Below are 13,029 nucleotides of genomic sequence, written 5' to 3'. Positions count from 1 at the left end.
GCAAATGTTGGCAAAAAGTGCGAGGTGATTGAGTTTGTCTCATGTTGGCGCGCCTGTCGACCCGCGCGCCGATCAGTCACCACGTTCACCTGCCTGAAGGAACGATGCCGCTGGTGCAATCTTCATCAAACTGTCATTGAACTGTGGCAGCGCGCTTGAACGAATATCATCAGACTCGCGCTCCACTGGGGTTCTGCGTTTCGGTATTTTCCATGCATTCACGTTTTCTTTCTGCGGCAGTCCTGCTGGCCGCCTTGCTGTTCGGCTTGCCAGCGTTTGCCGCTGGCCGCTGCGATGTCAATGTTCCCACCGAGCATGTCGACCTGGACCAGGTCAGCCTGGCCTACCAGAGCATCGGCCGTGCTTCCGACCCGGCGCTGTTACTGATCATGGGCCTGGGTGGCCAGTTGATCCACTGGCCGGATGAGGTAGTGGTCGCGTTGTGCCAACAGGGCTTTCGGGTGATTCGCTACGACAACCGCGACGTCGGCCTGTCGACCTGGCGCCAGGCGCCGGCGGGTGCGAACCTGACATTCGAGGTACTGCGCTACAAGCTCGGCCTGCCGGTGGCGGCGCCCTACACCTTGACCGACATGGCCGGCGATGCACTGGGCTTGATGAGTGCGTTGCGGGTCGAGCGCTTTCATGTGTTGGGCGCCAGCATGGGCGGGATGATCGCCCAGCGGGTGGCGGCCATGGCGCCGCAGCGGGTCGAGAGCCTGACGCTGGTGATGAGCAGTTCCGGTGCCGAGGGCCTGCCGGCACCGAGTGCGGCGCTGGTTCAGTTGCTGTCGCGGCGCGGTGCGCCGAATCGCCAGGTGGCCCTCGAACAGCAGGCCGACCTGCTGGCGGCACTGGGCAGCCCCGAGGTCAAGGATGACCGGCACAAGCTGCTGCAACAGGCGGCGATGGCCTATGACCGGGCGTTCAATCCGGAAGGGGTGAAGCGCCAGATCATGGCGATCCTGGCGGAGCCGAGCCGGGTGCCGCTGCTCAACCAGTTGCGGGTGCCGACCCTGGTGGTGCACGGCACCGCCGATCCGTTGTTGCCGGTGATGCACGGGGTGCACCTGGCGGCGCATATCCAGGGCAGCCAGTTGGTGCTGATTCCGGGGTTGGCCCATCGCTTCCAGGAGGCGTTCAAGGCGCCGTTGCTGGCCGCCGTGCTGCCTTATCTGCGTCAGCATCAGCAGGATGTCAGCCACGTCGCGCAGCTCTGAGAGGAAAATACGCAGGGCATGTGGTTAGCGCGGTCCCTGTGGGAGCCGGCTTGCTGGCGATGACGGTATATCAGCCAGCAAGGATGTTGACTGCCAGGTCGCTATCGCCAGCAAGCCAGCTCCCACAAGGTCCAGAGGCACTTAGCGGATGATTTTCTCTACCTGGATCGCCAGTTTCTTCAGGCGATACCAGAAGCTGCGCTCGGAAATCCCGATCATTTGCGCGGCGGCGGCCTGGACGCCATTGGCTTCCTGCAAGGCCGCCATGATGTAGCCTTTCTCGACTTCCGCGAGTGCCGCGTCGAGATCCTTGGGGATCGCCGCGCCGGCATTCAGTGCGACGGCCGGGGTGCCCGGCTCGGCCGGTTGCCCGGTGAACAGGTAGGCCGGCAGGTCGCTTTCCTCGATCGTCTGGCTGGTGGCGACGATGGTCGCGCGCTCCACGCAGTTCTGCAGCTCGCGAATGTTGCCCGGCCAGCTGTAGTTGGCCATCGCCTGCAGTGCCTGGGGGCTGAAGCCGCTGATACGTTTGCCGGCGCTGGCGCCCAGCGAGTGGGCGAAATGCCGGGCCAGCGGGGCGATGTCTTCGACCCGTTCACGCAGGGCCGGCAGGGGAATCGGGAAGACGTTCAGGCGATAGTAGAGGTCCTCGCGAAACTCCTTGTTGGCCACCGCTTCGAGCAGGTTCTTGTTGGTCGCGGCAATCACCCGCACATCGACCTTGCGTTCGCGCGGGTCGCCGACCGGCTCGATCACCCGTTCCTGTAGCGCGCGCAGGATTTTCGCCTGCAGGGCCAACGGCATGTCGCCGACTTCATCAAGGAACAGCGTGCCCTTGTCCGCCTGCAGGAAGCGCCCGACCCGATCCGAAACGGCGCCGGTGAACGCGCCCTTGCGATGGCCGAACATTTCGCTTTCCAGCAGGCCTTCGGGGATCGCCGCGCAGTTGACCGCGACGAAGGGTTTGTCGGCGCGGTTGCCGTGCTTGTGGATCGCTCGGGCGACCATTTCCTTGCCGGTGCCGCTTTCGCCGGTCAGCAGGATGGTGGCGCTGCTTTCGCGCACCGAGTCGACGGCTTGCAGTACCCGGCGAAAGGTCGGGCTGTCGCCCACCAGGCTGTCGATCTGCTGGTGCTCGTCAAGCTCGGCACGCATCCGCGCATTGTCACGCAGGATGTCGCGAAACTGCAGGGCCTTGCTGACGGTGATGTCCAGCTCGTCGATGTCGAACGGCTTGGCGATGTAGTCGAAGGCGCCATTGCGCATCGATTGCACGGCGTTTTTCACCGTGCTGTAGGCGGTCATCACGATCACCGGCAAGTACGGGAAGCGCGACTTGATCTCGGCCAGCAGTTGCGGGCCGTCCATGCCGGGCATGCGCCAGTCGCTGATGACCAGGTCGATTTCCTCCTGGTCCAGCACCACCAGGGCCTGCAGGCCGTTGCCGGCGGTGAACACCTCGATATCGCCCTGACTCAGGGCCGAGCTGAGCAGGTCGCAGAGCTTGGGTTCGTCATCGACCACCAGGACCTTATGCGTCATCGTCGTGTTCCTCATCCTCGGCGTCCAGGTTTTCGCCATGGGCCGGAATGTACAACTTGAAGCTCGCGCCTGCATCTTTCTCGCTGGTGCATTCGATCCGCCCGTCATGGTTTTCCATGATCGAGTAGACCTTGGCCAGCCCCAGGCCGGTACCGGAGGCTTTGGTGGTGACGAATGGCGTGAAGATGCGTTCGATCATGTCCGGCTCGATGCCCTGGCCGGTGTCGGTGACACTGATGAGGGTGTAGTCCTGGTCACTGGCGATGCCCAGGGTCAGGCGGCCGCCGTTGGGCATGGCGTCGATGGCGTTGAGGATCAGGTTCAGGCAGGCCTGTTTCAATTGGCCTGCATCGGCATACAGGGTGGCCCCCGGCGCCTGGTCGTCGATCCGCGCATCGATGTTGTGGGTCGCCAGTTCCGGGGCGCAGAAGCCGAGAATCTCCTCGGCCAGGGCGCGGGCCGGCTGGGTCGCGCGAATCGGCGCGCTCGGCTTGGCGAAATCGAGGAATTCGGTGATCAGGTCGTTGATCCGCGAGACCTCGCTGATCACGTATTCCAGGTGGCGCTTGTCGTTGTCCGGCAGGTTGGCGCGCCGGTGCAGCAACTGCGTCGCGGTCTTGATGATGCCCAGCGGGTTGCGGATCTCGTGGGCCAGGCCCATGGCGACCTCGCCCAGCGCGTGCAGGCGGTCGCGGCGGCGCAGTTGGGCTTCCAGGTGATGCAGTTCGCCCAGGCGCTCGGTCATGTGGTTGAAGGTATGGCTGAGTTCGGCCAGTTCGTCGCTGCCTATCACCGGAATGCGTTTGTTGTAGTTGCCGGAGATGACCGCCCCGACCCCGTCGGCAAGGCCGCGCAGTGGCAGCGTGAGGCGCCGCGAGACCAGCCAGCCGGCACTGAGCGACAGGGCCGAGCCAACCAGGAAGATCAGGATGAACAGGTTGCTCTGGTTCACCAGCCCGACCAGGCTGCTGTGGCGCAACAGGCCGCTGAAGATCACCCCCTGCAGGTCACCGGCGTCGTTGAAGATCGGCCAGTACAGGCCGCTGTAGCGGTTGGTGAACAGCTCGCTGGGCAGGCGGGTCTCGCGCAGGGCCTTCTCGATTTTCGTCGGGACCTGCAGCGGGTGATCCTCGAAGCGCTGGGTCGAGAAGATTTCGGCGAAACCCTTGGGGTTCGCCAGGTACAGGCGCAGGTCGAGGGAATGCACGTCGGCCACGCTGTTGAGGAAGCTGCTGTCCAGGTAGGTGGCGATCATCAACTGGTAGTCGACGCCTTCCTGGGTGCTCTGGAAAGTCGAGACCACCACACCGGTCGGTACACCCGCCACCTTGATGGTCTGCAGGACGGCATTGGGCGTGGTGTTGATCTGTTCGACGATGTCTTCCGAGGCGGTGCTGAACACCACCTTGTGGTCCTGGGTACGGATCAGGGCGACCACGTCGATGCCCATCGCGTCGGCGATATCGGCGGTCAGCTTGTCGTGCTTGGCCGCCTGGCGCGATGTCGGCGGCCGGGTGTACAGCAGGAACAGTTGTGCGACCCGTGCGTTGTCACGCTGGATCTCGCTGATCTCGTCCTTGACGATCTTGGTCGACTCCTGCAGCCAGATACGCACGTTGCTGTCGAAGATCTGCGACAGGGTGGTCGCCGCCAGTTCGGCGGCGATCATGGTCGGCACGACACTGACCAGCCAGAACGCCAGTAACAGTTTGCGCTGCACGCTCCAGCGCGAGATCGAGAAGGGGCGGCGTTTACGGCGGCGTTCTGGAATGGAGTTCATCAGGTTTCGTTTATCGCAGCAGCCATGGCAGGGTCGAATCGATCCGGGCGGACAACCAACTTGACCAGTTTCAGGACATTGTTGACCAGCCGGTTGCGATGATGGAAGAACAGGTTGTTGCCCTGGAAGGTACAGCCCAGGCGGATTTTACTCGCATAGCCGGCCTGCCCGCATTCGTACAGGGTAATGCCCTGTTCGATACAGTACTCGACATTGGCCAGCCAACTGCGGAAATAGAGGTTGTGTTGACGGGTTTCGTTCAGGTCGTGGCCGAAAAATTTATCGATCAGCCGTTCCTTGTCCAGCAGGATCAGGTTGAACGCCACCAACCGGTCGTCGATCCAGTACAGGACACAGGCGGCGCGTTGCTCCAGATGTTCGAGCACGCCGGTGAAGTAGTCCGCCGGCAGGCGTTCGAACTGGGTCTCGCTGCGTGCCAGGGTCGACTCGTATAGGCGCATCACCTGCGGCAGCACGTCGTCGATGTTGCGTCGCCACTCGATCCGCGGGCCCGGTGCGCGCAGCTTGCGCCGCAGATCCTTGCGGGTGGATTTGCCCAGCGAGCCCAGGTACGCATCGATCGAACCGAAGGGCAGCGGCAACGTCGAGCCGGGCAGGCTGGGTAACTGCTGGAAACCGGCGATCTTGCAGGCGCTGTTCCAATCGTTGTCGGCACTGGGCGCGTCCTTGACCGCCGTGAGGCTGATTTTCCGGCTGGCGGCGTCTTCCCGCGCCAGTCGCAGCAGGCCTTCGAGCAGGGCCTGGCGGCCTTGGGCGGGTACATGGCTGGCGATACCGGCATGGCATTGCTCGGAGACGGGCGAGCCGATGGCGTAGAGCCCCAGTTCGAGCAGCCCCGGTAGCACCCGGTTGACCCAGCCGGTGATGCGCTTGGTCACGCCCTGCACCGTGGTGTCGAGCTTGTAGCGGGTGATGAAGGCGGGAGCGACGGCCAGCAGGCGGTCGCCTTCGAACAACGCCAGGTAGCGCCATTCGAAGTCGTCGATGCCGGCCTTTTCCACGGCCCGGTAGTACTCCCAATTTTCCAGTACGGCCGGGAAACAGTCGTTCCAGGCCGTGCGGTCGATCGCCTCGATGCTGGAGAAGGCTTGGGCGGTAATCACGTGGTCTGTCCCTAGGCCTGTTGCCGATAGTCTTCGCGTACGCTCGTGACGCCGCTCTGGCGTTGGATGAAGCCGGCGCTCAACTCGATCACCTCGCGATACTGCAGGTCGACGGTGATCATGTGGTAACAGTTGTCGAGCATGACCTTGGTGACCGGGCCACCCAGGTGCTTCTCGACATAATTGGCGTTCCACGGGCTGGTGATGTCGTCCTCGACGGAGTGGATCACCAGCGCCGGGGTCTTGATCGACGGCATGCGGCGCATGACCACGGCATTCATCCGGTGCAGTTCGCGCACCGTGATGCCCTCCATGGTCAGCAGCCCGGCGTCGCTGCTCTGGCCGGCCTTCATCTGGCGCTCGACGATTGCCCGCAGGCGCTCGTTCTTGATGCCGTACGGTGGCTTCTCCTCGAACCGACAGATATGTACGCCGAACGGGATCTTCATCAGCAACGGCGTCAGGAACGCCAGCTTGTTGATGCTCCAGCCGTCATAGCGCAGGGTGGTCGAGTACATCAACAACCCTGCGACCTGGCCGGGGAACTCGGAGGCCACGTACATGGACATGACTGCGCCCATGGACAGGCCGCCGACGAACACCTGCTCGTGACGCTGCTTCACGCCGACGAAGGTCTTGCGTACGCCTTCGTACCAGTCCTGCCAGCCGGTCGCCTGCAGGTCGGCATTGCCGCCGCAATGGCCAGGCAAGGTCGGTACGTACACCGTGCACGTACCGTCCTTGACCAGGCCCTGGGCGACCTTGCGCAGCTCCGTCGGCGTGCCGGTCAGGCCGTGGATCAGCAAGATCCCGACCGGACCGTCGCCGAGGACGAAGCCGGCATCGCCTTCGCCCAGATCGATCGTTGCCATGTTCACCGCTTCATGGCCCGGTTCAGCAACTGTTCGAGCAGCTTCAGGCCCAAGTCGATTTCCGGGTAGCTGATTTCCAGCGATGGAGCCAGGGTGATCACGTTCTTGTAGTAGCCGCCGACGTCGAGGATCAGGCCGAGTTTCTGGCCATCCACCACCATATCGCCCTTCATGCCTTCTTCGACCATGAAGTCCAGGGTGGCCTTGTCTGGCGTGAAACCGTCCGGGCCACAGATTTCGCAGCGCAGGGCCAGGCCCAGGCCGTCGACGTCGCCAATGATCGGGAAGCGCTTCTGCAGGTCCTGCAGGCCTTCGAGGAAGTACTTGCCCTTGGCCATGACCATTGCGCCGTAGTCGACTTCGCTGGTCATCTTGAACATTTCCAGGCCTACCGCGGTACCCAACGGGTTGGAGGCGAAGGTGGAGTGGGTCGATCCTGGCGGGAACACGGTCGGGTTGATCAGTTCTTCACGGGCCCAGATGCCGCCCAGCGGGTTCAGGCCGTTGGTCAGCGCCTTGCCGAAGACGATCACGTCCGGCTGCACGTCGAAGTGTTCGATCGACCACAGCTTGCCGGTGCGGTAGAAGCCCATCTGGATTTCGTCGACCACCAGCAGGATGCCGTGCTGGTCCAGGACCTGCTTCAGCTCGCGGTAGAAGTTCATCGGCGGGATCACGTAGCCGCCGGTGCCCTGGATCGGCTCGGCGTAGAACGCGGCGTATTCGCTGGCGCCGACCTTGGGGTCCCAGACACCGTTGTATTCGGTTTCGAACAGACGGGCGAACTGCCTGACGCACTCGCTGCCGTACTCTTCCTTGGTCATGCCTTTCGGGCCGCGGAAGTGGTAAGGGAACGGGATGAACTGCGCGCGCTCGCCGAAATGGCCGTAGCGGCGACGGTAGCGGTAGCTCGAGGTGATCGAGGATGCGCCCAGGGTACGACCGTGGTAGCCGCCTTCGAAGGCGAACATCAGGCTCTTGCCGTTGCTGGCGTTACGCACGACTTTCAGCGAGTCTTCGACCGATTGCGAACCGCCGACGTTGAAGTGCACGCGACCGTCGAGGCCGAACTTCTTCTTGGCGTCGACCGCAATCATTTCCGACAGCTCGATCTTGCCCTTGTGCAGGTACTGGCTGGCGATTTGCGGCAGGGTATCGATCTGCTGCTTCAGGGCGTTGTTCAGGCGTGGGTTGGCGTAGCCGAAGTTCACGGCCGAGTACCACATCTGCAGGTCGAGGTAGGCCTGGTCCTCGGTGTCCCAGACGTAGGAGCCTTCGCAGCGGCTGAAAATACGCGGTGGCTCGATGTAGTGGACGGTATCGCCGTAGGAGCAGTACTTGGCTTCTTTATCCAGAAGCACCTGGTCTTCGGCGGTAGCGATGCGAATCTCAGACATGGTGGAAGAGTTCCTGAGTTTGTGAAGAGTTTTCGGCGCTGTCGAGCGCGAAAGTGGTGGCGTTGGCGGCTTCGCTGCTAGGCAGCAGGGCCAGCAATGCCGGGAGTTCGGAGAACGAGTCGAAGCGCGCGTAGGGGATGCCGTTGCGTTCGCAGTGCTCGGCGAGGCGGCCCTTGGCGAACACGAAGTCGGCGGTGCCGGCCACGCACATGTCCGATTGACCGTCACCGATCACCAGCACGCGCTTGCCCTTGGGCGTGGACTTGCACTTGCAGTTGCCGGAGGCGGCGCGGCAGGCATCGCTGGCGTACGGGAAGTCGATGCGCCAGCTGTCCTGGTCGACCTGGCGCAGGCGGTTGGCCAGGATCGGCAGCAGGGTCACGTAGTTGCGTGACAGAATCCGCGCGATGCCTTGCTCGATACCATCACTGACCACTTCGATGGTTGCGCCCAGGCCCATCACGTGGTCGACGAAGTCGGGGAAGTCCGGGTCGATATCGACGGTGTCGAAGTAGGCCAGCAATTGGGCCGGGGTGGCCTTGACCAGGGCCAGTTGGCGGCTGAGGCATTCACGCGAGCCGATGTGACCGTCCAGCCATTCCTGTTCGATCGTTTCCCAGCTCGGGTCGGCGAAGCGTTCCAGAATGTTGTCGATCGCGTCGGTGCGGGAAATGGTCCCGTCGAAGTCACACACGATATGCCAGTGCATCATCTGCAGTTACCTGTTGAATAAGCGCGCAGCTTGCGCATATCAGGGCTAGAGCATGGAGCGTGCCAAGCCGCTGCAGGCCCTGTATTCACGGGGTTTGCAGATGGTTTGTATGAAATTGGCTACAATGAGCTACAATTTTTGTAGCTTGCTACAAACAAGATCAGTGCTTGCCTAGGGCAGGCACTCTGGTGATTGATGCGCGCATGTTCAGTACAAGGAAACGCCTCATGGCCAGGTTTACTCCCACATTGCTGCTTGCCGGTCTGCTGGCCCTGGGCGGCTGGAATACCGCTACGCTGGCCGAGGACGGGCTCGGCGGGCAGGTCGGACTCGGCATTGGCTACCAGCCCCACGATCCGTCGGGCAGCAGCTACGACACGGTGCCGTTGCCCTACCTCGACCTGGACTGGGGCGACGTCAGCCTCAATGGTGATGATGGCCTGACCTGGGATGCCTTCAAGGACAGCGGCTTCACCGCCGGTCCATTCATCAACTACCTGTCGGGACGCAACGCCAATGGCGATCTGCGCGGCCTGCGAAATGTTCCGGACATGGCCCAGGTCGGCGGCTATGTGCAGTATGCGCCGGATGACTTCTGGCGGGTGTTCGTGCAGGTCGGCAGCGCGGTGGGCGGTGGCAACGCCCAGGGCGGCCTGCTGGGCAAGGTCGGTGGCGAGCTGGGTTATCCACTGGGCATGGGCATCATCGGCAGCAGCAACCTGAGTGCGCATTTCGCCGATGCCCGGCAGACCCGGACCTTTTTCGGTGTGACGGCCGAGGAGGCCCAGGCTTCGGGGATCGAGCAGTACAAGCCGGGCGGCGGCCTGCAGAACTTCACCCTGACCCAGAACTTCGCGATTCCGCTGGGCGGCAGCTGGTCGCTGATGACCAGCGCCAGCTGGATTCACCTGGTGGGCAACGCGGCGGACAGCAGCATCGTCCGGGAGCGTGGCGATAACAACCAGGGGCAGGTCCAGACCGCGATCAGCTACAAGTTCTGACACCTTGTGCATCTGGCGATCAGGTCCATGGCGGCGTGGGCTGATGGTTGCCAGGCGAGTTTTGCCAGCGCCGCCTGAACTGGTCTGGCGTTTGCAGTGGACGACCCGGTAATCACTGTCCGGGAAACTTTCAGATGGCTCGTCCTGCTTATCGCCTGTTGGCCTATTCGCTCTGGGACCTGGTGCCCATTGTCATGGCACTGGCTCATTTCGCCTTCGTACTGTGGCTGGTGCTGGGTTTTCACGACCACTCCTGGTGGCTGATCATCCCGACGGCGCTGCTCTATGCGGTCAGCCTGTCGTGGAGCATCAACAGCATCTCCCACAACCAGATCCACAATCCCTATTTCACCCCGCACTGGCTGAACCGTGGTTTCGACCTGCTGCTGTCGCTGACCATCGGGTTTTCCCAGACGATGTACCGCGATATCCACAACCGCCACCATCGCGGCAACTCCGACCTGCCGCGTGAAGACGGCACCACCATCGACCCGCTGTCGATCTACCTGCATGGCAAGGACGGCCAGCCGGATAACGTCTGGGCCTACACTTTCCTCAGCTTCTTTCGCGACGATCCCAAGGCCTACTACGAGGAAATGAAGCGCAAGCATCCGGCGGATGCGCGCTGGGTCAAGGTCGAGATCTATGGGACGGTGGCGTTCTACCTGGCGCTGGCGGCCTATGACTGGCATGCGGTGCTGGTGCTGCTGCCGTTCTGGTACCTGGGGCAGTCGCTGTCTTCGCTCAATGGCTACTACGAGCACCTGGGCGGCAATCCGGACCTGCCGATCGCCTGGGGCGTGAGTTCCTACAGCAGGCTCTATAACGTGATCTGGATGAATAACGGCTATCACGCCGAACACCACTACCGGCCGAAGATGCACTGGACCAAGGTCAAGGCGTTCCATGCGCAGATCCGGGAGCAGCAGCGCGAGGCGGGGGTGAAGGTGATTCCGCTATCCCATGGGCTGGGATTTTTGCTTAAACACGACAGGTAGACCTCAGCCCCGGTTTTTGAGGCACACCAGGTAATCCTCAGGCCAGATTTTGTGGCGAGGGGGCTTGCCCCCGCTCGGCTGCGAAGCAGTCGTAGATCGGCCAATGCGTTCTGTCTGATGGACCGGGTTGGTTGGTCTGGGGCCGCTGCGCGGCCCAGCGGGGGCAAGCCCCCTCGCCACACTTCAGTTTTTCGCGCCTTTGGGGGAGATCGGTCAATACGCTTTGTCTGATGGACCGGATTGGTGGATTTGGGGCCGCTGTGCGGCCCAGCGGGGGCAAGCCCCCTCGCCACACTTCAGTTTTTCGCGCCTTTGGGGGAGATCGGTCAATACGCTTTGTCTGATGGACCGGATTGGTGGATTTGGGGCCGCTGTGCGGCCCAGCGGGGGCAAGCCCCCTCGCCACACTTCAGTTTTTCGCGCCTTTGGGGGAGATCGGTCAATACGCTTTGTCTGATGGACCGGATTGGTGGATTTGGGGCCGCTGTGCGGCCCAGCGGGGGCAAGCCCCCTCGCCACACCTCAGTTTTCCTCGCCTTCGGCGAGCAGCGCGATCCCGCCGATGATCACCAGTACGCCGACCCAGTGCAGTGTGCTGATCTGTTCGCCCAAGCCCAGCCACGAGCCGAGCAGCACCGCGATGAACACCAGTGAACTCAGGGGGAACGCCAGGGACAGGCTGCTGCGCCGCAAGATCAGCATCCAGACGAAAAATGCGCCGATGTAGCAGGCGATCGCGACCCAGACCCCCGGGTTGACCAGCACCGCAGTAAGCCATTGCAGATTGAAATCCACCTGGCCCAACTGGTCGCCACCCACTTTGGTGGCAATCTGTCCGGCACTTTCGAAAAGGATCAGCAGGGCCCAGAGGACAAGGGTACCCAGGCGGCCGTGAAGCCAGTCGATGTGTTTGGCACTACTCATAATCAGCTTCCTTCAACTTTCATCAACTGCCAGAGATGGCAACCAGCATGACGCCCAGGGTGATCACCAGGGTGCCCATCCAGCGGCGGCGGCTGACGGTTTCTCCCAGCACCACCTTGCCCGCCAGCACCACGCCGCAATAGCCCAGCGCGGCGGCCGGGAACAGCAGGCTCAGTGGCGCGCGGGACAGGGCTTCGAGCCAGACCAGGAACTCCACCGCATAGGCGCCGATACCGCACCACAGCAGAGGGGCATTGAATACCTGGCCCCAGAAGGCATTCAGGCGAAAGCCGCCTTCCAGCTCCGGCAGGCGGTCCAGGCCGATCTTGAAACAGAGTTGGCCGACCACGTCGAGGACGATGGAGAAAGCCACCAGCAGAACAACGGTCAGGGTCACGGAAACAGCTCCTCGAACAGCGAAATCAACGCTTGGTTGGTGGTCGCGTTGCGTTGCAGGTCGGCCGCGCTCCAGCGTTCGGCCGGCGGTTGGTCGGACTTGGCTTCCCAGCGCTTGAAGGCGTTGCTGAAGGCCGGCTTGGCGAATTCGCCGCAGATATCGATGCCCAGCACGCGCTTGCTTGCCGCCAGAGCGCGAAGGGCGTCGAGCAGGTGGACCAGGCGCATGCCGCCCTGGTCCCAGTTGGTGGCGGCGTCCTCGCTGGCCAGCACGTCCTTGTCGATGGTGATCCAGATCGCTTCGGTGGGCAGGCCCTGGATCAGTTGCTCGAGGAAGTTCGGCCAGTGCTCGTCGGCGAGGTTGCGCCAGTGCAGGTGGTTTTCCTGCTGCTGGTGCCCGGCGCCATCGCCGATTCGGCCCCAGACCTTGGACGGCGCATGCTGCCAGGGGAACAGTTGCAGCTTGCCGCGGCGCAGGGCGCCGAGGTTGCCACCGCGCAGTTGCGGGGTATCGAGGTCTTCGCTGCACGGGCCGAGGGTGACGATGCGCTCGATGTTTGGCAGCTTCAGGGCGCGGTTGACCCACGAACCGCAGTGCCGGCGCGGGGCCAGGTGGACCCAGTCGGGGTGGTTGTCGAAGTGGATCAGGCTGACCGGCTCCGGCAGGTCGCCGAGGAAAGCCGGGGTCAGGTGGTGGTAGTCGCCGGAGCCGACGAAGATGATCTGCGGCTTGCCGTCAGCCGGCCTGGCGAGCTGGCCCAGGCGTGCGGTGAAGCGTCGGTACTGGCGTTCGGTGGTCCACAGGCGCAGTTTCGGGCCCAGGTCGAGCAGGTCCAGGCGCGTGGCCCGGCCGTTGTCGAGCAGGCTGCGGATCGGCGCCTGGGCCGTGAGGCTGTGGTCGAGATCTAGAATGTTCAAAACGTTGATTTACCCATGGCAGCGCCCGCATGTCAGGTTGCCTGTCTCGGCTGGAGGCCAGGCAATTCGGGCTTTGGCGGGTAAATGCAAGGGGCGGGCCAGCCTCCGTGGCGGGTGATGTCGTACAGCGTATTGGTGTACAGCG

12 protein-coding genes are annotated in these 13,029 nt (G+C 63.0%); 3 read left to right on the top strand and 9 right to left on the bottom strand.

What is annotated here, in order from left to right:
• Window positions 1-212: 212 nt before the first annotated feature.
• Window positions 213-1,220: an alpha/beta fold hydrolase gene (locus tag AC6I6U_RS30825; protein ID WP_497879705.1), complete on the top strand. Its 1,008-nt coding sequence runs from the start codon at window positions 213-215 to the stop codon at window positions 1,218-1,220.
• 141 nt (window positions 1,221-1,361) lie between these two features.
• Here the strand turns inward: AC6I6U_RS30825 and AC6I6U_RS30820 are convergent, their stop codons facing one another.
• From AC6I6U_RS30820 to AC6I6U_RS30795, 6 genes are read right to left on the bottom strand one after another with little or no spacing between them, the layout of a single operon-like run.
• Window positions 1,362-2,762 carry a sigma-54-dependent transcriptional regulator gene (locus tag AC6I6U_RS30820; RefSeq protein WP_497879704.1) on the bottom strand — a complete coding sequence of 467 codons (1,401 nt, stop codon included), beginning with the start codon at window positions 2,760-2,762 and terminating at the stop codon, window positions 1,362-1,364.
• A complete protein-coding gene (locus tag AC6I6U_RS30815) occupies window positions 2,752-4,542 on the bottom strand; it encodes a sensor histidine kinase (RefSeq protein ID WP_497879703.1) in 1,791 nt (596 codons plus the stop codon). Before AC6I6U_RS30815 ends, AC6I6U_RS30820 begins: the two co-directional genes overlap by 11 nt.
• Entirely contained in the window at window positions 4,542-5,666 is a 1,125-nt protein-coding gene (locus tag AC6I6U_RS30810; RefSeq protein ID WP_497879702.1) for a GNAT family N-acetyltransferase, read from the bottom strand. The genes AC6I6U_RS30815 and AC6I6U_RS30810 overlap by 1 nt, the downstream gene beginning before the upstream one ends.
• An 11-nt stretch (window positions 5,667-5,677) precedes the next feature.
• On the bottom strand, window positions 5,678-6,544 hold the full coding sequence (locus tag AC6I6U_RS30805; RefSeq protein WP_497879701.1) for an alpha/beta hydrolase: 867 nt from the start codon (window positions 6,542-6,544) through the stop codon (window positions 5,678-5,680).
• A complete protein-coding gene (locus AC6I6U_RS30800) occupies window positions 6,541-7,935 on the bottom strand; it encodes an aspartate aminotransferase family protein (RefSeq protein ID WP_497879700.1) in 1,395 nt (464 codons plus the stop codon). The genes AC6I6U_RS30805 and AC6I6U_RS30800 overlap by 4 nt, the downstream gene beginning before the upstream one ends.
• Window positions 7,928-8,647 (bottom strand): HAD-IB family phosphatase, encoded by a 720-nt coding sequence (locus AC6I6U_RS30795; RefSeq protein WP_497879699.1) that lies wholly within the window; start codon window positions 8,645-8,647, stop codon window positions 7,928-7,930. The genes AC6I6U_RS30800 and AC6I6U_RS30795 overlap by 8 nt, the downstream gene beginning before the upstream one ends.
• Window positions 8,648-8,874: 227 nt before the next feature.
• Here AC6I6U_RS30795 and AC6I6U_RS30790 point away from each other — a divergent pair, with 227 nt between their 5' ends.
• Window positions 8,875-9,648 (top strand): MipA/OmpV family protein, encoded by a 774-nt coding sequence (locus AC6I6U_RS30790; RefSeq protein ID WP_497879698.1) that lies wholly within the window; start codon window positions 8,875-8,877, stop codon window positions 9,646-9,648.
• Between the two features lie 134 nt (window positions 9,649-9,782).
• Entirely contained in the window at window positions 9,783-10,646 is an 864-nt protein-coding gene (locus AC6I6U_RS30785; protein ID WP_497879697.1) for a fatty acid desaturase family protein, read from the top strand.
• 522 nt (window positions 10,647-11,168) lie between these two features.
• On the opposite strand, the gene AC6I6U_RS30780 is transcribed toward AC6I6U_RS30785, so the two are convergent.
• Genes AC6I6U_RS30780 through AC6I6U_RS30770 form a run of 3 tightly spaced genes read right to left on the bottom strand, consistent with a single transcriptional unit; the run spans window position 11,169 to window position 12,884 of the window.
• Window positions 11,169-11,570, bottom strand: a complete 402-nt coding sequence (locus AC6I6U_RS30780; protein ID WP_497879696.1) for a DMT family transporter — start codon at window positions 11,568-11,570, stop codon at window positions 11,169-11,171.
• A gap of 22 nt (window positions 11,571-11,592) precedes the next feature.
• On the bottom strand, window positions 11,593-11,967 hold the full coding sequence (locus tag AC6I6U_RS30775) for a DMT family transporter (protein WP_497879695.1): 375 nt from the start codon (window positions 11,965-11,967) through the stop codon (window positions 11,593-11,595).
• Entirely contained in the window at window positions 11,964-12,884 is a 921-nt protein-coding gene (locus tag AC6I6U_RS30770; protein ID WP_497879694.1) for an arginase family protein, read from the bottom strand. The genes AC6I6U_RS30775 and AC6I6U_RS30770 overlap by 4 nt, the downstream gene beginning before the upstream one ends.
• Window positions 12,885-13,029: the final 145 nt, after the last annotated feature.

This window comes from Pseudomonas sp. UTLPPB19802, from assembly GCF_059730225.1.
Note: the sequence above shows the minus strand (reverse complement) of the source record. Positions and strands in the feature narration are given on the sequence as shown.